Consider the following 23,333-nt stretch of genomic DNA (forward strand, 5'->3'; position numbering starts at 1 on the left):
TATTATTTAATGTGCGATGAGAAATCCCTATGAGCAGTTCTTTGTAAGTCTTCCTTATTCAAGGATTTAAAATATTCATATGTTTTTTTCATTCCTTCTTTTCTGCTGTATTTAGGTTCCCAATCTAGAACCTGTTTTGCTTTCGTTATATCTGGTTGTCTTTGAAGAGGATCGTCTTGAGGTAAAGGCTTATAAATAATTTTTTGATTTGTTCCTGTCAATTTTATTATTTCTTCAGCAAACTCTTTAATGGTGACCTCATCTGGATTACCAATATTTACCGGATATATGTAATCACTCATTAAAAGCCTATAAATTCCTTCTATCTGATCGTCTACATAACAAAAGGAACGTGTTTGCATCCCATCTCCAAACACCGTAAGGTCTTCACCTCTAAGAGCTTGTCCAATAAAAGCAGGAATAACTCTTCCATCGTTTAATCGCATTCTAGGGCCATAGGTGTTAAATATCCGTAAAATCCTAGTATCTACATTATGGAAACGATGATATGCCATTGTTATTGACTCCATAAATCGTTTAGCTTCATCATATACCCCCCTTGGGCCAATAGTGTTTACATTTCCATAATACTCTTCTGTTTGTGGGTGAACCAAAGGATCCCCATAAATTTCAGAAGTAGATGCTATTAAAATACGTGACTTTTTTTCTCTTGCTAATCCCAATAAATTATGAGTCCCTAATGCCCCAACTTTAAGAGTCTGAATAGGAATTTTAAGATAATCTATAGGACTGGCAGGAGAAGCAAAATGCAATATATAGTCTATCTCTCCAGGAACATGTACAAATTTTGTAACATCGTGATGATAGAATTCAAAATTTTCAAGCTTAAATAAATGTTCTATGTTTTTTAAGTCTCCTGTAATGAGGTTGTCCATTCCAATCACATAAAAGCCTTCTTTAATAAACCGATCACATAAATGTGACCCTAAAAACCCCGCAGCACCTGTTATTAAAACTCGTTTCATATTATTTTAGCTTATTACCTCCCAATTGATATATAATTAAACCCCGCATCTCTTATTTCTTCTTTATCATATAGATTTCTCCCATCAAATATAACTGGGTTAATTAAATTGTCTTTTAATTTTTGCAAATTTGGAGTTCTAAATATACTCCATTCTGTACAAATGACTAATGCCTCTGCTCCATCAAGTGTCTCATACATATTGGCTGCAAACTGTATTTTATCTCCCATCTTTCTTTTTACATTATTCATTGCCTCAGGATCAAAAGCAGTAATTTTAGCACCTAATTCCAGTAATGCATTTATAATGTCTAATGCTGGAGCTTCTCTAATATCATCTGTTTCCGGTTTAAAAGCCAGGCCCCAAATAGCTATTTTTTTGCCCGAAAGATTGTTGTTAAAGTACCCTTTTATCTTGGGAATAAGGGCTAACTTCTGTTTGGTGTTTACCTTTAAAACCGAACCTAATATTTGAAAATCATAAGCATTGTCTTTTCCTGATTTGTGCAATGCTTTTACATCTTTTGGAAAACAAGAACCACCATATCCAATCCCCGGAAAAAGGAATCGTTTACCTATTCTTGAGTCTGTGCCAACACCTATGCGTACTTTATCTACATCTGCCCCAACTTTTTCACAGAAATTTGCAATTTCATTCATGAAAGTGATCTTAGTGGCCAAAAATGCATTAGCTGCATATTTGGTGAGTTCTGCAGAGCGCTCATCCATAATAATAATAGGGTTTCCTGAGCGAACATAGGGTTTGTATAACTTCTCCATAAGTGCTGTCGCCCTTGATGAACCTGAACCTATAACAATACGTTCTGGCTTTAAAAAATCATCTACTGCAAAGCCTTCCCGTAAAAATTCAGGATTGGACACCACATCAAAGTCTATCTTTGCATGCTTAGCTATTACTTCTTTTACCTTGTCTGAAGTGCCTACAGGGACAGTACTCTTATCAACAATAACTTTGTATTCTGTAATTAATTTTCCTATTTCATCAGCTACCCCTAAAACATATTTTAAATCAGCGGAACCGTCTTCATCTTCGGGTGTGGGTAGTGCTAGAAAAATAATTTCTCCATGATCTAGACCTTCTTTTAATGATGTTGTGAAGTTAAGTCGTCCCGCTTTGATATTCCGTTCAAATAAAACATCCAAATGAGGTTCATAAATGGGGACTTCTCCATTTTTCATTTTTTGTACTTTAGCCTCATCTATATCTACACAAAGCACTTCATTCCCTGTTTCGGCTAGGCAGGTTCCTGTAACCAAACCCACATAACCGGTTCCTATAACTGATATTTTCATTCGATTTTAATATTTACAAAATAAGTTTATACCCAAAATAGCTTAGTGTTTTTTCATCTTTTTTAAAAACAGTATTAATAGCATTCATTTGCTCTTCGGATAATCTATTTATGTTTTCATGGTTAAGGTTGGTTATTTTCATTTTTTCATTCCAATAGTTATGTGCCGAAAACTTCTTTTTAAATTTAATATCTACAAGTTCTGGCATAAATTTTATAATCCTATTAGATATTGCATCCGTATTGTCTGTTAAATCTTCATAGGATATGCTTATTGAATTTTCAAGGTTTTTAATGTTTTCCTTTTGAAAGTTAAGGTACTTTATTGCATATTCGGCTACTTTTTTAGGTTCCATCTTTTTCTTCTAATTAAACTTTCACAATGAGCATATGAATTTCTATAAAAAATAATGAAATAAGACAGTTCAAAATTATGACTTATTTTTTTTGCTCCAACTATGTTTAGGGTTTTTTTCTAATAATATTGATAGATTCATGTCTCAATGTTTTTGTCATTCTTTTTTATGTACTGTCAATCCAACTTATATATTTCATGCCATTTTCTTGAATGATGAAATATTATCTCTTCTCCCTTTAGCAACATTTGCCCTTCCCTTGTGCCTAAATTATTGTTCACGGAAACCTTTTTAGGTGAGGATATTATTTGATTAACAAGGTAAATCTACAAAATGGTGGGTTAAGAATAAACAAGTCTTTGTTTTCAATATTTTGACTAAGACTTCTCCACATTAGATTAATCAAAATCCGAAAACCATATAGTAGTTTCTCCTTACTTTAAAAAAGACTAAAGGAGATGATTTTATAAGATCTTTATCGGTAAATATACAAAAGATGAATATCCTCATATTATGGGTTTATAATATTATTTTAGGGTCATTCCCCTTGTTTTATTAACGTTAGTTGGTTTAAATAATAAATATTAATCAAAAATATAAACGGAATATTCGCGCTGTTTAAAAACCCACTTGACATAAATGATATGAAAAAACATACCAAGAGGGTATATTTTAGATAGCAACTTTTTATGTTTAATGTGCTAACAAAGTTTTTCAAAAAAAGAAAATATAAACCCATCCCTATTAACCCAAAGAAAAAGAACAGGTCAAATAAATCCATTTCGGGTCTTATTTTTGTAAAATCGGCCCCTCCAATAAAGATGTTAAAAACCTCCCAATTAGGAACTATCTGTTCATTAATAGTTTTTGTTAATGTTTCATTTCTAAAGGACATTATACTAGACAAAAATCCTTTTTTCTGATATATGTCAATAAAGATTCCGAACTTACTCTCAAAAAGGTTATAAAAAATATCTCTAAATAAAAAAGCTCCAATAATGCCAAAAAATAAAGCTATTAAATTTTTAACCTTCATCTCTCTAGTAATAGTTGTTATGTGAAACGTCAGCATTATTATCAAGAAAAAATAAATTCTTTTTGTTCCAAATAGTAACGAAACCAAAATAGTGCCTAATAAATAAAATAGCTTTTTTCTTTTTAAGACTATTGTCTCATAATAATAGATTAAAATAAAAGAGATGGTTATATAACTTATTTGGTTAGGTCTATTTATTAATCCTGAATAGCCAAATCTTTCCAAATTATAGTAACTTCTAAATATTTGAATATCAAAAATAAAACTAAGGGCAATTACTATAAGGTTTGCCAAGAAAAAATATTGATAATATATAAATATGTTTTTAACAAATTTCCTGCTCTGGAAAGCTTTATAAAAAACAAAAAAGGTTATAGGAAAAAATAAATATTTTGTTAGGTGTTCTATATTATATGGATTAAAGGGCTTATTATTAAATGGAGAAGCATTACTTAAAAAAAAAAGAAAAATCAATGCGAGAATAATAAAGAATATATGTCTTTGGATTTTATTCCTAAAAAACTCATTGAGCTTACTTAAAAAAAAAATGAAATAAACTAATAGCAAAAACAATTTTACGGCTGCAGTATACCTAGTAAATTCAAATTCAAAATATACTGCAATTTTTCTGGCTAAGTCACCAAAAATTAATAGGGATATAGTTAATATTGCTATAAAATGTAAGTTTATTATAGTTTTTTCTCTTCTCATTTAAACAATAGGTACCTTAAAAGCAATTTAATGAATATCGTGTTTGTATAAAAATATCTTTTCCACATGCGCCTTGGTTCTTTTATTAGTCTGTAAAGCCATTCTAGTCCATTTCTTGCCATCCAGCTAGGACATTTTGGTATTTCTCCTGCATACACGGGAAATGCCCCCCCCACTCCCAATAATACAGCATTTATTTCTTTATAGTTCTCAAACATCCATTTTTCTTGTAAAGGGCACCCTAGGGCTACAAAAACAATGTTGGTTTTTGCATTATTAATGGCTTTTATGTATTTTTCGTTATCCCACTTTTGTTTAAAAGGGGGGGAAATCTTATTGGTTATTGTCAAATTAGGATATTCTTTATTTATTCTTCCCTCAATCAGGTTCAATACCTTATTTGTTGAACCCAATAAGGTTAACTTTAACTTATGCTTGTTACAAATATCAAGCATCAAAGGGAAAAATTCCATTCCCGGAATTCTTTTTTGATCAATTCCATGTAATAATTTAAAAGCCTTTGCTACGGGGAACCCATCTGAAAAAGCATAGGTGGCTGAATTAACTACATTTAACATATACTCATCATTATTTGCCTCTACAGTCATATGGGCATTTGTAAAACATATGTATGATGGTGTCCTATTTTTTGCTAATTCTAACGTTTTTTTTAAAGCTTGGTCTTCTGTTGCGATGTTAAGACTAAGGTTAAGAATGTTTATTTTTTTCATTACTTATAATTGCTTCTTGATAGATTTTCAATAAGGACAAGTTGTTTTTCTCGTGTGAATATTTTTCCAAGTATTCTTCTCTAGATTTAATATTAAACATGTTGTTTTCTAATTTATCAAATTGATTGATTTTTTTTCTAAGATCTATTGCACTATTAGTTTTAAAATGTAATCCAGTAATGTTATTTTTAACAATATCTTTAATATTGTCGATGTCTGAAGATATAATTGGTGTGGCTGTTGAATATGCTTCTAAAATAGTGTTGGGCAACCCTTCGAAACAAATAGAAGGAAAAATCAAAGCTTTACTTTTTTTTAATGTATTTACAATAAATTCCCTGCTTTTTAAACCATGAAATATAATATTTCCACTAGCTTTTATTTTAAGTCCTTGTTCTAATGGTCCAGTTCCTATAACATGAAGCTTAAATGGAAGGTTATTAAATGCTTCTACTGCTATTTGTGGCCCTTTCTCATTAGAAAGCCTCCCTATAAAAACATAATCTTCTCTGTCATTGTTTGATGTTTCAAAATTAAAATCATCAACACTATTCGGTTTTATAATTATCTTATTGGAGTTTATTTTTAAAGAGGAGTTTAAAAACATGTTTTTTGCAAATTGTGATAAAACAATGAATTTGTCCACATACCCATCCCACGTGTTTTTTTTATTATGATATCCCAAATTGATTGAAAGAGCAAGTGTTTTAGCCTTAGAGTCTTGAAAACAATTATATTTAACAGCATCTAACTGAAACGTTTTTTTAACACATTTCAAACATGGTTTTTGATCTCTTAACAATAGCCCGTTAAGACAAATAAGTCTAAAATTATGGAGTGTCATTACAACAGGTAAATCAAAATCTTTAGCACATTTCAAAACACTTGGCGTAGCTTTGTAAAAAATATTGTGTACATGAATTATATCCGGCTTTTGTTTAAGTATTTCATTTTTTAGCTTTTTGTAGGAGGTTTTATTAAAAATTAAGTTCCTTATATCTAACCTATTGTTATTGAAAATTAGTTGTGAAACTTCAACATCTTTGTTTTTTTTTAATAATTTGTTTTCCAATGCCACAATAACATCTTCCCCTCCAAAATGATTATATTCATTATGTATTTGTAGAACTTTCATGTTTCTCGCTAGTTATTGATTTATTGAATTCATAATTTGAACACAGTAATCCATAAAAAAATATCAAAAAAATAATCCCTTTATTTCTGTTTAGTAGGTTTTCCGTTAAAAATGATATAATGTGTATGCTCATCAAAACTATAAACATTTTGTTTTTATTTTTTATGCCAATGTAAAGTGGTAATAACAAAAATAGAAGAATAGACAAAAGGCCTAATACTCCTTTTGCAGCGAGCTCATTTAGATATTGGTTGTGTGAATTATATCCAATAAGGTCAAATTTATTTTGGTTTAATTTCCTATAATTTTCATCCAAATGTTCTTGTAAATCACCATTGCCTACCCCTATAATGGGGTTTTCTTTATATACATTATATGCTGCTTTCCAGTTATACATTCTAATCTTGATCCCTCCAAACCTACTTATATTTTGACTTTTGCCAATTGAAAAAATATCTTCAAACCGCTCTTTCATCATAGTGCTATTTAAAAATATAAAAAGAAGCCCTAATATAACAGCACTAAAGGCCATTAATAGCTTTATCTTATTATTTTTATAGATTTGATACACATAATATAATATCAATAAAAAAAGAGAAATAAATGTTGTCCTTACGGCAAGTAGCATAAAGTAAGTAATCAAAAATGCCACTAAAATATATTTTATCTTATTATTCCATTTAAAATTTTCCCCCTTATGGAAGAGCAAAATCCCAAGAGAAAATAAAATATAGTTTGAAAGGTATGTAGCATGGAAGCCAACTTGTCCGCTTAAGTTATGATAGCCAATTATCCATATACTTTGGTAATTAATTTTATATCCATATTGCTCAAAGTTTTCCAATAGAGCCAAAAATAAAGATACTACACAAATAGCAGATACGCTATACACAAAAAATTTAAAAATAGTACTCAGGTTTTTATTGCTTATTTTAGGCATAAGCATAAACCCAAAACTAAAAATTATAAGTCCAGTCCTTTTTTCAATCACATAAAGTGCTTGTTGTATATCATTAGAAATAAAAATAGCGGCAACATCTAAGAATATAATTATTAAAGGCAATATATATAATTGAATATTATTAGTCTTATTAGACCTTTTTGAAATTTTAAAAAAAAGTAGAAGGAACAATCCAATAGCCAGATTATTAAAAATCATGGGCAATACTAATGAGGTCGCAATTATACATAATATAAAAATATGCCCTTTCTTATATAACCCCTCTTTTATTATCATATAGGTTTGATTGAATCATGTAAAATAGTACTAAAAAATCAAAATAAACAAAAGCATTATCAGTAACCATAATTACCCAATAGAATATGAGGATTATCATCGATTTTATACTAAAAATGTTGATTCTATTAAACACTAGTATTACTATAGAAAACGCCCCCCACCCATATTCTATAATATTTCTCAAAAGATCAGAATGTAATCTGTCTACTTTAAGGTTTAGTCCAATTAAATAGTCTGTCACAACACCTAGTCCATATCCTAAAAATTTTATTGGCATTTCGTTTAAGACTGTTTCATAAAGATATGCCCTTCCTTTTGTAAATGCATTAGCAGAAAGCCCTGTATATTCTTTTATAATATCATTGTAAGTTCCAACTGATAAGTGAATAATTACATATACAAAAGTAACTAATGAAATAAAGGCACCTGCGTTAAAGAAGTATTTTTTAGATTTAGTAAATTTCTTTTTTTTGTATAAAAAAAACACTATCAATGAAATTATAGTGGCTACAATTGCTATTCTTTTTAGTGCTATCAATAAAAAAATAAAAGCTAATATCGTATAACGTTTTTTAGAATTTGAGAAAAAAAAATAGAGAAAAAATAACCCGAACACAAATCCAAAATGTGACTCTGTATTTATTCTAGATGTAATTAATGCCTTAAATAATATTGTTGGGTTATAGAAAATTATAAAAAAAGAAGAAAAATTTTCGATAATCATAAAAAAAACTGTTATTATGAAAAAACACTTTATATGACCTGCATTTATTTTCTCCGCTGAATTAAACAATACAACAAAAACTATAGGGATCATTGTTAAAATGATCTCAGCTATAAGTCTGGTCGAAAACCTTGAAGATGCTATAGCTAATAATGCTCCTAAAAGCACATATATCAAAAATAAAATAAATGTCCTTGCAAGATACTGGCTCCTTATTCTTAGATTAGCTACTAATAAAATTGGTAAAACAGATAGATATCGAATATACTTAATTTCCTTAAAGACAAAAGAAATACAAATCATCAAAAAAGCAACTATGAATATAAAATAATTAAGCGTCTTTTTCTTTTGAATTTCCATATTCAGCCTAGAATGAATAACCAAAGGTTTCTATATCTATTCTATAAAAATCATATATAATTTCTATCGTGTTATTCGTATAATAATCTCGATGATCTTTTACTTTATCATCTTCTCCATGTCTATACTTGAATATTCTATATGGATTAGAAAATAATGTTTTCATATATAAAATATTATATCTACTTTTTTCACTTGATTTATTTATATGCGATAATATATTATCTTCTAATCCTATTTTTTGACAAACTTTTTTAAAATCTTCATTTAAAACTTCTGTTCTGCCAACGTAATCAACCATCATATTCCCATGAGAATCATGAATAAAATCATATTGTGGCCTTACAAACCAAAACCATTTTGAATTATCCCACAGCTCTTTTTTAAAAATTTTTGTTACAAACGTATCAAAATCTGCAAATTGTGAGTATCCTAAATATTTGTACATAGAAAAAACCCTCGCCCATGGGTTTCTGACAAAAGTAAATTTAAAATACGAAGAAAAATCTTCCTGCGATATATGCTTTTTAGAAACATATTCCGATGCCATTAAATGATTTAACCTTGGAGGTCCTTTTTTGGGGTCTTTATTTTTCCCTAAAAGCAATTGCGATTTTGTTTGATTTACTAAAAATTTTTCCTGTATACTCGTCCCTCCACACTTAGGGATATGTATATAAATGCATTTATATTCTCTTGAGATCATTTTTCTATATATCCTAATTTTAATAATGTGTTCCCCGCATATTTTAGAAATTTTTTTTCCGCCTCTTCATCAAAATAGTTTTTCCAATCTCCAGCAATTCCTTTTCTCAAAAAACTCCCTTTTTTTTCTTCTCCTTGATCTCTATTTGTTTGGTTTTTAAAAGAAAACTTATATATAACATCTTCTAAATGCTTTTCATTAATAACCTCTTCTTTAAAAAAGGTTTTTAATAGCTTTTCTAATGTTTCTTTTGTGTTACTTAATATGTCTTCATATTTAATTAAATAGATGTTTTGTGTTTTATCATTCATGCTTTCTATCCACTTTTCATTAAATTCAACCCAATTGCCCATATATGTGAAATGACGTAATTTAGACGGTCTATTTTTAAATGTGTATTCAATAAATTTATACATATTTGATTTTACATTTTCAAAATTAGTGAAGTTTACTTTTTTCCTATGATAAATTACATCTTTAGGGTGTAGTTTATTTTTATCGTTCCAAAGTAATTGATGATGATATAACGAAACCATAACATCTCTACCATCTCTAACTAATAATATAACTTTTTTGTTCTTTTTTATATTGTATTTGGGCAAGTAGTGACCATGAAATAAGGATTTTTTAACTTTTGGCAATTTATTTCTAGGAAATGGTATTTTATAATAACCTGAAACTAATTGACCTAGCCATGTCCCTCCAGATTTTGGATACTCTACTATAATTATTGAGCCATTGTATGGTGTCAAAAAGTTTATAAAAAGTAACCTTATAAATTGTTCTATTTTTCCTTTAATTATCTTTATAATCATTTTTATTTATTTTTCCATGTGCTTAGATCCTTATCAATAATCTTTTCCAATTCTAATATGTCTTTTTCGAAAAAATGATTTAATTTTTTTATTAAGGCTTCTGGGACATCATTTTTTGCTTCTTTACTTTCCTTGGACAAAATTTTTCCTAAAAATAGTTTAACCCTTATCTTGAAATCAAATGAAAAAAACTTGTCAGCAATATACTTGTTTAAAAACTTTTTTATATTATTTTCTTTGTCATAAAGTATTTTATAAATCCATTTGCTCCTCGATACTCCTGCTTTGTTTAAATAATTAAGTTTCGGGTTAAAGCTATCATCCACTTCTAAAAAATTAAAAATTTTCTTTAATTGATTTTCTGGGGCTTCTTTTATTTCATCAAACAACAATATACAAACCTGTTCAATAGAAAAATATCTAAGAAATATTTTTAATTGTTGCGCATAAAGACCATGGGTTTTATATGTTAATTCACAAATGTCGTGTAAATTATTTCCATCAAATATATCCTTTTCATTATCAAATGCCAACGTTATATTTCTTGATTCTATCCCCCTCTTCTTTGCAAAGAAATAAGATGATATTGCCCTCTCTACAGGGTTTCTAAGTATCAGAATAAATTTAGCGTTTTTATCAAACTCATATATTCTTTCAATACCTTTTTTAAAGAAAATATAATTTACATTCCCTTGCAATATTATTTTTTGGTTTTTGTAGTATTTTTTATAAGTTTTGTGCAAAAACTGTGCCCCTTTATTATATAAACTATCTTCAACAAAAAATGGTATATATTTTAAAGATACTGGGGCACAAATTTCAGGATGTTGAGCAATCCAATTATAAACAGATGTGGTTGCAGATTTCTGAACTCCTATTAAAAAAGTGTTTGGTTTTATCATATAAAAGGAATATAAAAAGATTTTATTTTTAATTTTCTCTTCAAAAATATAGCTCCATAGATATTCCAGCTAGAAATGCTTATTACAGTTGCTATTGCTGCTCCTATTGTTCCATATGTAGGAGTTAGTGTGAAGTTTAATATTAGATTTAATATTAAAGCAGTTAATACAATATTTTGAAATGTTAATTGATGTCCCGTCATGTGAAGAATTATTCCTACTGACCCTGATATTGAATTAACTAGCTGACCGACACATAAAATAATTAGAACTATGCTTCCTAAAACAAACTCTTCACCAAAAACCCCTAATATCAGCTTATGAAATATTATTATTATAAGAATGATGAATGCCGTTATATAAAAATTTAATCTAGTTGAAAATAAAATAACTTTTTCTAAATTATCTTTTTTACCTTCATTATACATTTTTGATATTATTGGTGCTAAAATAGAATTTACAGCCTGAAGCGAAAAACTGGTTATTGTAGCAATTTTTAATGCAACATTATAAACCCCAACATTATTACTGTTTTCATATATTCCCAAAACAAATGTATCCGACCAACCTAAAAATATTAATATTGTTGATGAAAGCATCATAGGGAATGATTCTTTTATAAACTGCCATGAATTATGTGTTGATTTAAATGAAATTTTTTTTAATTTTTTACTCGTGATTATTACAGATACAAACGCTAGTAAAAACACCCCATAGAAATGAGCTTTTATAACATTTAGAGGTTGTTCCTTTTGTATTATAAATAGAATAATAATTGAAAATATAAATCGCCCTGGATTATTTAAGAAAGCATGCCAATTATTTAATTTTTTTGCTCTTAGAAACCCTGCACAAATCAGTATTATTGACCAAAAAGGAACAGTTAAAAGAGTCCATAACAAGTATGGTTTTAACTCTGGTTTTTTAAATAAAGTATAAACAAAAAAATCTCTAAAATAATAAAGGAGCAATGCAACGATTGATGATGCTATAATTGATTTTATTAGAACTCGATAAAACAACCCTTTTTCTTTCTCATTCTTATCAATAGAATAAAATTTAACAAGATTAATATCAATTCCTAGTCGGCCAAGAATACTTGAAAGTAAAAAGAATGAAAAACTAATTGAGATTAGCCCATTAACCGCAGCTCCATAATATTTAGCTATAATAAAGATAAAAAAATATCCCGCTAGCAACCCTAAAAATCTTATAATTAAGAAAAAAAAAGTTTTAGTAAGAATCTCTTTTGAGTCGTTGTCTTTTATAAGGTCTTTTAATTTTTGAATTCCTTTCAAATCAATAAAAATATCTTTCGGGACTTATTTTATTTATTAAGCCTTGTTTAGCTACTAATTTTGGATTTAATTTGTTTCCACTTTTTTTTGTGATTATTTTATTCGAAATACTATCAAATTCAACAAACTTATTTAGCCTAAAATAATTTGGAATTTGTTTAGGCGCTATTTTTATATGTCTCACTCCATTCGTTATCTCAATACTACTAATATCAATTGTCTTTTCCTCTTTATTTCCTAGATTAAAGACTAAATTATTAGATATCATTCCATCAAAAAAATTAACATTTATTGTCTCATAATTAGTCGATACAGGAACTTCTTCAAACACCTGAATATTCATTTTTTGAAACTCATCAATTCTAATGTTATTTAACTCTATCCGAAAAATGTCTTTTTTATTCGCCTTAAGATTTATTGTTACTTCTAATATTTCTTTTGGTTTTTCAATAATGTTGTTTTTCGGCTCTTTTCTCTTACAGGAAGAGACTAAAATTATTGCTAATAAAAAATTTTGTAAAAAAAATGTTCTCATATATACTTATTATAAAAGGTTTGTTTTAGACTATCATTCCTGCTGCTACTGTTTCATTTGTGGCATCATCAACAAGAATAATACTTCCAGTAGTTCTGTTTTCACGGTAAGAGTCTATCATTAAAGGTTTTGTAGTTCTGATTTTAACTTTACAGATATCGTTCATTTCTAGCTCTTTGTTATCGGGATTTCTCTCCAACGTATTAATATCTATTTTATAAACCACTTCTTTAATCATAGCCTTTTGTTCATTAGAGGTATGACGAATCGTGTATTTTGATCTAGGTTTTGCCGCATCATCATGTAACCAGCATAGCATTACCTCAATATCTTGAACTGCTTCAGGTTTATTGTTAGAACGAACGATCATATCACCTCTACTGATATCAATGTCGTCCTCTAGTGTTATTGACACAGACATTGGGGCAAATGCTTCTTCCACTTCACCCTCAAAGATATCTATAGTCTTAATTTTAGAATTGAACCCTGAAGGCATTACAGTCACATTATCTCCTGATCTAAAAATGCCACTTGCAACCCTTCCGGCATAGCCTCTGTAATCAATAAAACCATCTCTTTGAGGCCTTAATACCGTTTGTACGGGAAAACGAGCATCTACCTTATTAATATCACTACTTATGTGCATGGTCTCCAGTGTGTGCAACAAAGGTGCTCCTTGGTACCAATCCATATTTTTAGAACGATTAACAACATTATCCCCTAATAAAGCGCTTATTGGAATAAAGCGGATGTCTTTTACCAATAATTTAGATGAAAACTCTTCAAATTGACTTATTACCTTATTATAAATATTTTCATCAAAATCAACCAAGTCCATTTTGTTAATACAAACTATCACATGTGGGATTTGCAATAATGATGCGATAAATGCATGTCTTCTTGTTTGCTCAATAACACCATGACGGGCATCTACCAAAATAATTGCAGCATTTGCCGTAGATGCCCCGGTAACCATATTTCGTGTATATTGAATATGTCCTGGGGTGTCTGCAATAATAAATTTCCTTTTCGGTGTTGTGAAGTATCTGTATGCTACATCAATAGTAATTCCCTGTTCTCTTTCATCTCTTAAACCATCCGTAAATAATGCAAGGTCTACTCCTTTATGTCCTTTCTTTTTACTTGTATTTTCTACAGCTTCTAATTGATCCTCAAAAATAGATTTTGAATCATAGAGCAATCTGCCTATTAATGTGCTTTTGCCATCATCAACGCTACCAGCGGTTGTAAATCTTAATAATTGATTATTATCTATTTGCATTTTATCTTACTATTAAAAATACCCTTGTTTTTTTCTGTCTTCCATGGCTGTTTCTGAGCGTTTATCGTCTGCTCGGTTCCCTCTTTCTGTATGCCGCATTGCTGCTACTTCTTCTACTATTTTCTCTAATGTATCTGCGTCCGATTCTATCCCTCCCGTAATAGTAATATCCCCTAATGTTCTAAACCGTATTTTTTTTATAATTACTTCTTCTTTTTCTTCAAGAACTAAAAACTCTGAATTAGGAATCCATGAATTGTTCCGCCATATAACTTGTCTTTCATGTGCAAAATAAAGCGATGGTATTTGTATATTTTCTCTTTTTATATAATTCCAAACATCCATCTCTGTCCAGTTACTAATTGGAAAGGCTCTGAAATGCTCTCCTTCAAAATGTTTCCCATTGAAAATGTTCCATAGTTCAGGGCGTTGGTTTTTCGGATCCCATTGTCCAAAATCATCTCTATGAGAAAAAAACCGTTCTTTAGCCCTTGCTTTTTCTTCATCTCTACGTCCTCCACCTATAGCACAATCTATTTTATGTTCTTCAATAGCATCTAATAATGTGGTTATCTGTAATGCATTTCTAGTGGCATTTTTTCCTCTTTCTTCGGCAACTCTTCCTTGATTAATGGATTCTTGTACAGAACCTACCAATAATTGAACCCCTAGTTCTTCTATTAAATCATCTCTGAATTTTATCGTTTCAGGGAAGTTGTGTCCTGTATCAACATGCAGTAATGCAAATGGGATTTTTGAAGGGTAGAATGCCTTTCTGGCCAAATGTGTTACTACGATAGAGTCTTTCCCTCCCGAAAAAAGAATTACAGGGTTTTGAAATTGTGCCCATACTTCTCTTAAAACATAGATGGCTTCTGACTCTAGTTCGTCTAAATAATTTAAAAAATACTTGCTCATTATTTTAAACCTATTTTTCCTTTTATAGCATCGTATAATAAATCTACTGATTCTTCTACTGTTTTTGTATCAGTTCGAATTTCAACTTCAGGGGTTTCAGGTACCTCATATGGAGCAGATATCCCTGTCATGTTCTCTATTTTTCCTTCTCTTACTTTTTTATATAGTCCCTTTACATCTCTCTTTTCACACTCTTCTATACTGGTGTTTACAAAAACTTCTACAAAGGTATCAGTTCCAACCGTTTTTCTTATAAATTCTCTGTCTTTTTTGTAGGGAGACACAAATGTTGCCAACACAATAACTCCTGCATCAATAAATAGTTTAGATATCTCTGCAATTCTCCTTATGTTTTCTGTACGGTCTTCAGGGGTAAAGCTTAAGTCATTATTGATCCCTTGCCTAATATTATCTCCATCTAGCACATATGTGTTTATCCCTTCTTTAAAAAGTCTTTGCTCTAAAATATTTGCTAAAGTAGATTTCCCAGAACCTGAAAGTCCTGTAAAAAAAATCAAGAAAGAGTTATGCTCGTTTTTTTTATTCCTTTCTTGTTTGGATATTTTATATGCTTGAGGAACTATGTTGTTTGTCATTTTTTTCCTTTCTTTTATCTAATCCGTAATGAATTTTATACCACAGTCTTTCATGAAAATAATATAGCATCATTTTTGTTACTACCTCTGCAAAGCCTATTTGCATTCCTGTTAAAGGGTTCCCTGTAATGAGCCAAGCCAATACCATTGTATCCATCGTGCCTACAAACCTCCATGTAATGGTTTTTGCTATATGCCGCTTATGACTGTTTTTAACTTCAAATTTAAACCATATTCTTTCATGTAAATAGTATAGTAGCATTTTTGTTACCACTTCTGCAATCCCTATCTTTAACCCTGTTAGTGGGTTTCCGGAAATAATCCATGAAAGTAAAATAGTGTCTAAAGTGCCTACCGTTCTCCACGTAATAGTCTTTGCTATATGCCTTTTATATGAGTGTTCAGTCATTATCTACTGACTAAAAAATAGTTATTTAATAGGTTTTGTTTATTGTACGCTAAAGGCCTTTTTGTTGTTTGGTCTATTACTTTTAACCCTGCAGCTTCACATATTGCTTGCCCCGCAGCAGTATCCCACTCCATAGTAGGTGCAAATCTAGGGTATACATGGGCTTCTCCCCCAGCAACTAAACAAAATTTAAGGGAACTTCCTTTGGAAACTATTTCAACCTCTGAATGTTTTCTCTTTATTGATTCTATAAAAAGTTTTGTGTCTTCATTCATATGAGACCTGCTCCCTACTATTTTTATTTTATCATCTGGATCTGATGGAGAGATTAGATAGTTTTCATTAAAGAAATCATCAGGGAGTTCATGGAGTTCATTCAATATAATTTTATAACTACACTTCGCTTCTACATCTCCATAATATAGTTCTCTCGTAACAGGCGTATAAATTACCCCTAATTTTACAGCTCCTCCTTGAATTAACGCTATATTCACAGTAAATTCTCCGTTTCTCTTTATAAACTCTTTCGTCCCATCTAAAGGATCTACTAACCAACAGATATTCCATTTTTTTCGAACAGAATAGTCAATTTCTCTATTCTCTTCACTAATGATTGGAATCTGTGTTTGTGAAAGATATTCGTTAATTACATCGTTCGACATTATATCTGCTTTTGTTAACGGAGAATTATCTTTTTTTTCTTCTATTTCAAATTCTTGGTTATATATTTCTAAAATCTTGATCCCTGCTTTTACAGAAACTTCTATGGCAATTTTTAGGTTATCGTTTAACATACCATTCATAGCTTTTTTTTATTCCTTCTTCAAGTTCAACATTATATTTCCATCCAAGTTCATTGAGTTTAGAAACATCTGTTAGCTTCCTCATTGTACCATCTGGTTTATCTTTATTAAACACTAGCTTTCCTTTAAAACCAATAATTTTTTTTGTGATCTCGGCAAGTTCTTTAATGGAAACCTCTTTTCCTGTTCCAATATTTATATGGGTGTTTCTAATGTTTTTTTGTCCCTGAGTATATGTGTCTTTAAAATCTCTGTTTTCCATAATAAACACACATGCATCTGCCATATCTTTAGACCACAAAAATTCTCGTTTTGGTTTGCCTGTACCCCATATTTCTACACTATCTTTAGTAACTCCATACCTTGAAAGGTAGGCTTTTGCTTCTTCTAAATTATTAATATTTAAATCTTGTAAAACAGCGTTTACGTTATTTTCACTTAATAATTTAGCTAAATACATTTTTCTTATGAGTGCTGGCACAACATGAGATTTTTCCAGATCAAAATTATCATTCGGGCCATACAAATTTGTTGGCATTACTGAAATAAAATTGGTTCCATACTGTAGGTTATAGCTCTCACATATCTTAATTCCCGCTATTTTAGCAATCGCATATGGTTCATTTGTATATTCTAAAGGACCTGTTAAAAGATACTCTTCTTTCATGGGTTGGGGGCAATTTTTGGGGTAAATACATGTACTGCCCAAAAACAATAATTTTTTCACTTTATAAATATGGCTTTGATGAATCACATTATTTTGAATCATCATATTCTCATAAATAAAATCAGCTCTATATACATTATTGGCTACAATACCTCCAACTTTAGCTGCAGCCAAAAACACATATTCGGGTTTTTCATTCTCAAAAAACCGGGAAACAGCCATTTGATTTGTTAAATCTAGTTCTTTATGTGTACGAGCAATAATATTATTATACCCTTTATCCTGAAGGTTTTTTAAAATAGCACTTCCTACCAAACCTCGATGACCAGCTACATAAATTTTAGCATTCTTTTCCATTAAGCTTATTCAAAATAATTCATGATTTGATATCCCCCTTCTTTAAGGTATTGCTGTTTCTTCATAAGTTTAATGTCACTTTGCATCATGTCTTTTACCAAAGCCTGTAAATCATACTCAGGAATCCAGCCTAATTTCTCTTTTGCTTTTGTAGCATCTCCAACTAACAAATCTACTTCCGTTGGTCTAAAATATTTAGGGTCTATGGAAAGCACTTCTTTTCCTATTGGTAATTGATATTCGGAATTGCTACATATTTTTACAAAAGCTTTCTCTTCCACTCCTTCTCCTTCAAAATTTAGTTCAATCCCCAATTCCGCAAAACTCATTCTTACAAAATCACGAACTGTTGTTGTCTTCCCTGTAGCTATAACCCAATCTTCCGGTTTGTCTGCCTGAAGAATCATCCACATCATACGTACATAATCCTTTGCATGCCCCCAATCACGTTGAGCGTCTAAGTTTCCTAAATAAAATTTGTCTTGTAGCCCAAGTGCTATCCTAGAAGTTGCTCTAGTAATTTTTCTTGTTACAAAAGTTTCACCACGTATAGGGGACTCATGGTTAAATAAAATGCCATTACAAGCATACATTCCATATGCCTCTCTATAATTTACAGTAATCCAATATGCATACATTTTAGCTACTGCATAAGGGCTCCGAGGATAAAACGGTGTTGTTTCTGTTTGAGGTACTTCCTGAACTTTTCCATATAATTCGGAAGTTGATGCTTGATATATTCGCGTTTTCTTTTCCATTCCCAATAAGCGAACTGCATCTAAGACTCTTAGAGCGCCTAAGCCATCCGCATTTCCTGTATATTCAGGCATCTCAAAAGATACATGTACATGGCTCATCGCGGCTAAATTATATATTTCATCCGGTTGTATTTCCTTAATTAAGCGAATTAAATTTGTACTGTCAGTCATGTCTCCATAATGCAATAAAAAATTACGGTTTTTGACATGTGGATCCTGATATAAATGATCTATTCTATCAGTATTAAACATTGAGGAGCGTCTTTTAATGCCGTGTACCTCATATCCTTTTTTAAGAAGAAATTCACTTAAATACGCGCCATCCTGTCCTGTTACTCCGGTAATTAAAGCAACTTTTTTTTTCATTTTAGTTTTTATTTATTTGATAAAACTGAGTTTTTAGGTCGCTTTGCAAAAGTAACGTAATTGGTTGCCTTTACAAGGTTAACTTTATTTTTTAAATTATTTTCCTCCAAAATCTCTTTTGCAAAATCATACCACGTAATTGATTTCCCATCACAGAAATGATACACTCTATTTTCTATATCATCAGTATTTATTGCTTTTATTATAAATTCAGCTAAATTATTAGTGTTGGTTGGGCATCCTATTTGATCGTCCGTAACATATATTGTCTTTTCTGTTTTGGCTTTTTCTAATATCGCTTTATAAAAATTATTCCCAAACTCCGAATACAGCCATGATGTCCTAATGATAAAATAGCTCTCTAAAATTTCTTGGATATATTGTTCTCCTTTTAATTTAGATTTGCCATAAACATTAATTGGGTTTGGAATATCTTCAACTGTATAAGGGGTTCTTTTTTCTCCGTCAAACACATAGTCAGTAGAAATATGTATTAATGTTACATTGTTTTCTTTACATGCTGTCGCTATATTTTTAACACCTTCAGCATTGACCATAAATGCTTTTTTAGGTTCTTTTTCTGCTTGGTCTACTTTTGTATATGCAGCACAATTAATACAAAAATCAAATGCCTGTTTGCCAAAAAAATCATCAACACTATCTTTCTTTGTAATATCCAATTCATTCTTTTTTGTAAAAACAAAATGAACATCCTTAAATTCTTTATGTATTTTTTGAATACACATTCCTAACTGACCCTCTGAACCTATTATTAAAACTCTTTTCACGTTAATATTTCTTCGAACGTTGGAAGTATTTTATCTTTTTTAGATACTATTATCTTTTCATGTGGATATTCCCAATTAATATTCAATGTTTTGTCACTATATAAAATTCCTCTTTCTGATGCTTTATTATAGTAATTATCACACTTATAAGAAAAAACAGCTTCATCGCTTAGTGCTAAAAAAGCATGTGCAAACCCTCTGGGAATGAATAACTGATAATTATTTTTATCATTCAAAATAACTTTGTAATGCTTACCAAAAGTTATTGATTCTCTTCTTAAGTCTACTATTACATCTATTACCTCTCCTTTGACCACACGAACTAATTTAGCTTGGGAATATTCTCCCTCCTGAAAATGAAATCCTCTTAACACCCCCTTTTTAGAAATTGACTGATTTTCCTGAACAAATTCAATCTGTCGGCCTATTCCTTCTTCCATAAATGACTTTCGATAGGACTCAAAAAAAGCACCTCTATTGTCTTTATAAACATCTGGCTTTATTATGAAGCATCCTTCTATATATATTTCTTCAATAATCAATTCGCTATTTTTTACTTTATTTGTAAAAGATACTCTCCATAACCACTCTTAAGCAATGGTTGTGCTAATTCCGTTAATTGCGACCTTGAAACATACCCCATCTTATAAGCTACTTCTTCTATACACCCTATTTTTAACCCTTGACGTTCTTCTATAACTTGAACAAACAGAGAGGCTTTCATCAAAGAATCGAATGTCCCTGTATCTAACCATGCTATCCCTCTATCTAATATGTTGACTCGTAATTTGTTTTTTTCTAAATATGATTTATTAACATCTGTTATTTCCCGTTCTCCTCTATTACTAGGCTTAATATTCTTAGCTATTTCTACTACTTCATTATCATAAAAATATATTCCCGGAACTGCATAGTTTGATTTTGGTTTTCTTGGTTTTTCTTCTATAGAAATTGCCCTTCCTTCTTCATCAAACTCAACAACCCCATAGCGTTCAGGGTCATGAACATGGTATGCATAGATAATGCCTCCGTTTGGATTATTATTAGATTGTAATAAACTTGCCAAGCCAGTACCATAAAAAATATTGTCTCCCAGAATTAATGCTACTTTATCTTTTCCAATGAATTCCTCTCCTATTATAAAAGCTTCCGCCAAACCATTTGGGTTTTTTTGTACTGCATATTGAAAAGAGCACCCATATTTTGAACCATTCCCAAGTAGCTTTTCAAATAATGGTAAATCGTCTGGTGTAGAAATAATTAATATTTCGCGAATTCCTGCCCACATTAATGTTGATAAAGGATAATAAATCATCGGTTTATCATAAACCGGCATCAATTGCTTACTTACTGCCAATGTTAATGGATGTAAACGCGTTCCTGACCCTCCTGCCAATATAATTCCTTTCATCTTTACCTATTTCCTCTGTAACACAGATCCGTATTGTTTCTCATAATATTGTTTATAACTCCCTGAAGTTACATTTTTAATCCATGATTCATTATCTAAATACCAATCAATGGTTTTACTCATTCCTTCTTCAAAAGTAACCGATGGTTTCCACCCTAATTCTCTATTAATTTTTGACGTATCTATTGCATACCTCCGATCATGTCCCGGTCTGTCTTTTACATACTTTATTAAATTTCTAGATGTTCCTGCCTTTTTCCCCAGTTTTTCATCCATTAAATCACATAATAATTTGACTAAATCGATATTTTTCCACTCATTAAAGCCTCCTATGTTATATGTTTCTCCATTTTTCCCCCTATGAAAAATCAAGTCAATAGCCTTAGCATGATCTACCACATATAGCCAATCTCTGATATAATTACCATCTCCGTATACGGGCAATGGGTTATTGTTTATAATATTATTTATAAAAAGGGGGATCAATTTTTCAGGAAATTGATTAGGCCCGTAGTTATTTGAACAATTAGTAATTACATATGGCAAACCATATGTCTCTCCATAAGCTCTAACAAAATGATCTGAACCTGCTTTTGAAGCGGCATAAGGTGAATTAGGGGAATAGGGGCTTTTTTCATTAAACAATCCTTTTTTTCCTAAGCTTCCATAAACTTCATCTGTACTTATATGATAAAAACGTTTTCCTTTTTTGCTAGTCCTCCATATTTCTTTTGCTGCATTTAACAAATTGACTGTCCCTATAATATTTGTTTTTACAAAGGCTAATGGATCTTTAATAGATCTATCTACATGTGATTCCGCTGCTAAGTGAATAACTCCATCAAATTCATGCCTGCTAAAAAGTTCATCTACAAACTTTGTGTTTGTGATATCCCCTCTCATAAAAGTATAATTTGATGCGTTTTCTATGTCTTTAAGGTTCTCTAAATTCCCTGCATAGGTGAGTGCATCTATATTATAAATATGGCAATCAGGGTACTTCTCAACTAATAACCTTATCACATGTGATCCTATAAACCCCGCGCCTCCTGTAACCAATATATTCATCTATGTACTCTTCCTTTCTTTATACCTATTTAAAAATTTGTTTAGCTCCATTACTAATAAAAATAGCATCAACAACAAAACAGTTCCAACTGAAAAAGTAAATTTATTATTATTAGTTATTCCTCCTTGTTTATTTCCTCTTTCAGGAAAATCTGAAATTATATTTACTACATCCAACTTATTTGCCCGTTCTTGATTTAAACTCACTATTTCTTCTTTTATACGGTCTGCTTGTTTCAAAAGTTCTATTTCTTTATTATCCGTTTCTTGCTGTTCTGCTAGGTTTATATTTGTACCTGCATTAGGTTGTTCAGCGCTTTTAATCATCACTTTCTTGTATAATTCTTGTAAAGAATCTATTTGCCTTAATTGTTTTTTTGACAAACTGTCTTTAATATTAAGGTTTTCATCATTTGTTTTCTTTTGACGTTTAAAGTAATTATTTGAAGTTACTGACTTAACTATAGATGGTTGTGTGTGTTTTGCAATATTTGGATTTGTAGAAATAATTGTGATTTTATGAAATCTTGCATCAAAAGATTCAAAATTTTCAATATACGCTTCTATATCTATTTTGTTCGAAACTATTGTATCTAATCTTTTTAGAAAACGATCATAAAGTTCAATCTTTTGGTTATGAACAGCATATGGCTCTATTCTTATTTCTTTTATAGACTTTGCTTCATTCGTTTCAATTTTTAATGCATTTCCTAGTCCTGTAGAGTCTTCTGCTTTTGCTAGTTCATTATAAAAAGATATGTTATTGTATAATTGCTGGTAACTATTAAAATTAGGCTCTACTACCATCGAAGATTCATACAAGGTGCCCCGCTCACGATCCAAATAAAAACCTATTGCTAGGCCAATAACTCCAGCAATTGCAAACTTGATAAAATGTTTTTGTATAAAAACCAAAAAAGTAATAAACAGGTGGAATAGCCCCATAAAAATAGTTCCTATGAAATTGAAAAACCGGCTAAAAGCATTCCCAATTAATTTAAAGAGTTGCCCTAAGTCTATTTCTTCCGAAGTGTTTTTATTTTCTATATTATTGCTCATTGTG

At 30.4% G+C, this 23,333-nt stretch carries 25 protein-coding genes; all 25 read right to left on the reverse strand.

The window, feature by feature from the left end; translation table 11 throughout:
- Nucleotides 1-2 precede the first annotated feature (2 nt).
- Entirely contained in the window at nt 3-986 is a 984-nt protein-coding gene (locus tag WBG21_RS06895) for a UDP-glucuronic acid decarboxylase family protein (protein WP_340076182.1), read from the reverse strand.
- 14 nt (nt 987-1,000) lie between these two features.
- Nucleotides 1,001-2,299 carry a UDP-glucose dehydrogenase family protein gene (locus WBG21_RS06900; RefSeq protein WP_340076184.1) on the reverse strand — a complete coding sequence of 433 codons (1,299 nt, stop codon included), beginning with the start codon at nt 2,297-2,299 and terminating at the stop codon, nt 1,001-1,003.
- A gap of 13 nt (nt 2,300-2,312) precedes the next feature.
- Entirely contained in the window at nt 2,313-2,654 is a 342-nt protein-coding gene (locus WBG21_RS06905) for a hypothetical protein (RefSeq protein WP_340076186.1), read from the reverse strand.
- Nucleotides 2,655-3,192: 538 nt separating this feature from the next.
- Entirely contained in the window at nt 3,193-4,401 is a 1,209-nt protein-coding gene (locus WBG21_RS06910) for an O-antigen ligase family protein (RefSeq protein WP_340076188.1), read from the reverse strand.
- Nucleotides 4,398-5,132, reverse strand: coding sequence for a WecB/TagA/CpsF family glycosyltransferase (locus WBG21_RS06915; protein ID WP_340076190.1), 735 nt, complete (start codon nt 5,130-5,132; stop codon nt 4,398-4,400). Before WBG21_RS06915 ends, WBG21_RS06910 begins: the two co-directional genes overlap by 4 nt.
- Nucleotides 5,110-6,267: a glycosyltransferase family 4 protein gene (locus tag WBG21_RS06920; RefSeq protein ID WP_340076192.1), complete on the reverse strand. Its 1,158-nt coding sequence runs from the start codon at nt 6,265-6,267 to the stop codon at nt 5,110-5,112. Before WBG21_RS06920 ends, WBG21_RS06915 begins: the two co-directional genes overlap by 23 nt.
- A complete protein-coding gene (locus WBG21_RS06925) occupies nt 6,245-7,504 on the reverse strand; it encodes an O-antigen ligase family protein (RefSeq protein WP_340076194.1) in 1,260 nt (419 codons plus the stop codon). The genes WBG21_RS06920 and WBG21_RS06925 overlap by 23 nt, the downstream gene beginning before the upstream one ends.
- On the reverse strand, nt 7,479-8,591 hold the full coding sequence (locus WBG21_RS06930) for a hypothetical protein (protein WP_340076196.1): 1,113 nt from the start codon (nt 8,589-8,591) through the stop codon (nt 7,479-7,481). Before WBG21_RS06930 ends, WBG21_RS06925 begins: the two co-directional genes overlap by 26 nt.
- A 7-nt stretch (nt 8,592-8,598) precedes the next feature.
- The gene (locus WBG21_RS06935) at nt 8,599-9,297 is read right to left on the reverse strand and encodes a sulfotransferase family 2 domain-containing protein (RefSeq protein WP_340076198.1); all 699 of its coding nucleotides are present in this window, start codon (nt 9,295-9,297) and stop codon (nt 8,599-8,601) included.
- Nucleotides 9,294-10,112, reverse strand: coding sequence for a sulfotransferase domain-containing protein (locus WBG21_RS06940; protein WP_340076200.1), 819 nt, complete (start codon nt 10,110-10,112; stop codon nt 9,294-9,296). Before WBG21_RS06940 ends, WBG21_RS06935 begins: the two co-directional genes overlap by 4 nt.
- Before the next feature lie 2 nt (nt 10,113-10,114).
- Nucleotides 10,115-11,014, reverse strand: coding sequence for a sulfotransferase family protein (locus tag WBG21_RS06945; protein WP_340076202.1), 900 nt, complete (start codon nt 11,012-11,014; stop codon nt 10,115-10,117).
- Nucleotides 11,011-12,312, reverse strand: a complete 1,302-nt coding sequence (locus tag WBG21_RS06950) for a flippase (RefSeq protein WP_340076205.1) — start codon at nt 12,310-12,312, stop codon at nt 11,011-11,013. The genes WBG21_RS06945 and WBG21_RS06950 overlap by 4 nt, the downstream gene beginning before the upstream one ends.
- A gap of 1 nt (nt 12,313) precedes the next feature.
- Nucleotides 12,314-12,847 (reverse strand): hypothetical protein, encoded by a 534-nt coding sequence (locus WBG21_RS06955; protein ID WP_340076207.1) that lies wholly within the window; start codon nt 12,845-12,847, stop codon nt 12,314-12,316.
- A gap of 25 nt (nt 12,848-12,872) precedes the next feature.
- On the reverse strand, nt 12,873-14,129 hold the full coding sequence (gene cysN, locus WBG21_RS06960; RefSeq protein WP_340076210.1) for a sulfate adenylyltransferase subunit CysN: 1,257 nt from the start codon (nt 14,127-14,129) through the stop codon (nt 12,873-12,875).
- Between the two features lie 12 nt (nt 14,130-14,141).
- Nucleotides 14,142-15,047, reverse strand: a complete 906-nt coding sequence (gene cysD, locus WBG21_RS06965) for a sulfate adenylyltransferase subunit CysD (protein WP_340076212.1) — start codon at nt 15,045-15,047, stop codon at nt 14,142-14,144.
- On the reverse strand, nt 15,047-15,643 hold the full coding sequence (gene cysC / locus WBG21_RS06970; protein ID WP_340076214.1) for an adenylyl-sulfate kinase: 597 nt from the start codon (nt 15,641-15,643) through the stop codon (nt 15,047-15,049). The genes cysD and cysC overlap by 1 nt, the downstream gene beginning before the upstream one ends.
- The gene (locus WBG21_RS06975; RefSeq protein ID WP_340076216.1) at nt 15,612-16,052 is read right to left on the reverse strand and encodes a DUF2061 domain-containing protein; all 441 of its coding nucleotides are present in this window, start codon (nt 16,050-16,052) and stop codon (nt 15,612-15,614) included. Before WBG21_RS06975 ends, cysC begins: the two co-directional genes overlap by 32 nt.
- On the reverse strand, nt 16,052-16,846 hold the full coding sequence (gene cysQ, locus WBG21_RS06980; protein WP_340076219.1) for a 3'(2'),5'-bisphosphate nucleotidase CysQ: 795 nt from the start codon (nt 16,844-16,846) through the stop codon (nt 16,052-16,054). Before cysQ ends, WBG21_RS06975 begins: the two co-directional genes overlap by 1 nt.
- Complete coding sequence (locus tag WBG21_RS06985) at nt 16,833-17,879, reverse strand: GDP-L-fucose synthase family protein (RefSeq protein WP_340076221.1); 1,047 nt, start codon at nt 17,877-17,879, stop codon at nt 16,833-16,835. Before WBG21_RS06985 ends, cysQ begins: the two co-directional genes overlap by 14 nt.
- Before the next feature lie 5 nt (nt 17,880-17,884).
- A complete protein-coding gene (gene gmd / locus WBG21_RS06990; RefSeq protein ID WP_340076223.1) occupies nt 17,885-19,003 on the reverse strand; it encodes a GDP-mannose 4,6-dehydratase in 1,119 nt (372 codons plus the stop codon).
- 8 nt (nt 19,004-19,011) lie between these two features.
- Complete coding sequence (gene rfbD, locus WBG21_RS06995) at nt 19,012-19,791, reverse strand: dTDP-4-dehydrorhamnose reductase (RefSeq protein WP_340076226.1); 780 nt, start codon at nt 19,789-19,791, stop codon at nt 19,012-19,014.
- Entirely contained in the window at nt 19,788-20,333 is a 546-nt protein-coding gene (gene rfbC / locus WBG21_RS07000) for a dTDP-4-dehydrorhamnose 3,5-epimerase (protein WP_340076229.1), read from the reverse strand. The genes rfbD and rfbC overlap by 4 nt, the downstream gene beginning before the upstream one ends.
- Nucleotides 20,334-20,344: 11 nt before the next feature.
- Nucleotides 20,345-21,202, reverse strand: coding sequence for a glucose-1-phosphate thymidylyltransferase RfbA (gene rfbA / locus WBG21_RS07005; RefSeq protein ID WP_340076231.1), 858 nt, complete (start codon nt 21,200-21,202; stop codon nt 20,345-20,347).
- A gap of 6 nt (nt 21,203-21,208) precedes the next feature.
- Nucleotides 21,209-22,270, reverse strand: a complete 1,062-nt coding sequence (gene rfbB, locus WBG21_RS07010; protein ID WP_340076233.1) for a dTDP-glucose 4,6-dehydratase — start codon at nt 22,268-22,270, stop codon at nt 21,209-21,211.
- Nucleotides 22,271-23,329 (reverse strand): hypothetical protein, encoded by a 1,059-nt coding sequence (locus WBG21_RS07015; RefSeq protein ID WP_340076236.1) that lies wholly within the window; start codon nt 23,327-23,329, stop codon nt 22,271-22,273.
- Nucleotides 23,330-23,333: the final 4 nt, after the last annotated feature.

Source organism: Leptobacterium meishanense, assembly GCF_037645805.1.
Lineage (GTDB): Bacteria > Bacteroidota > Bacteroidia > Flavobacteriales > Flavobacteriaceae > Leptobacterium_A > Leptobacterium_A meishanense.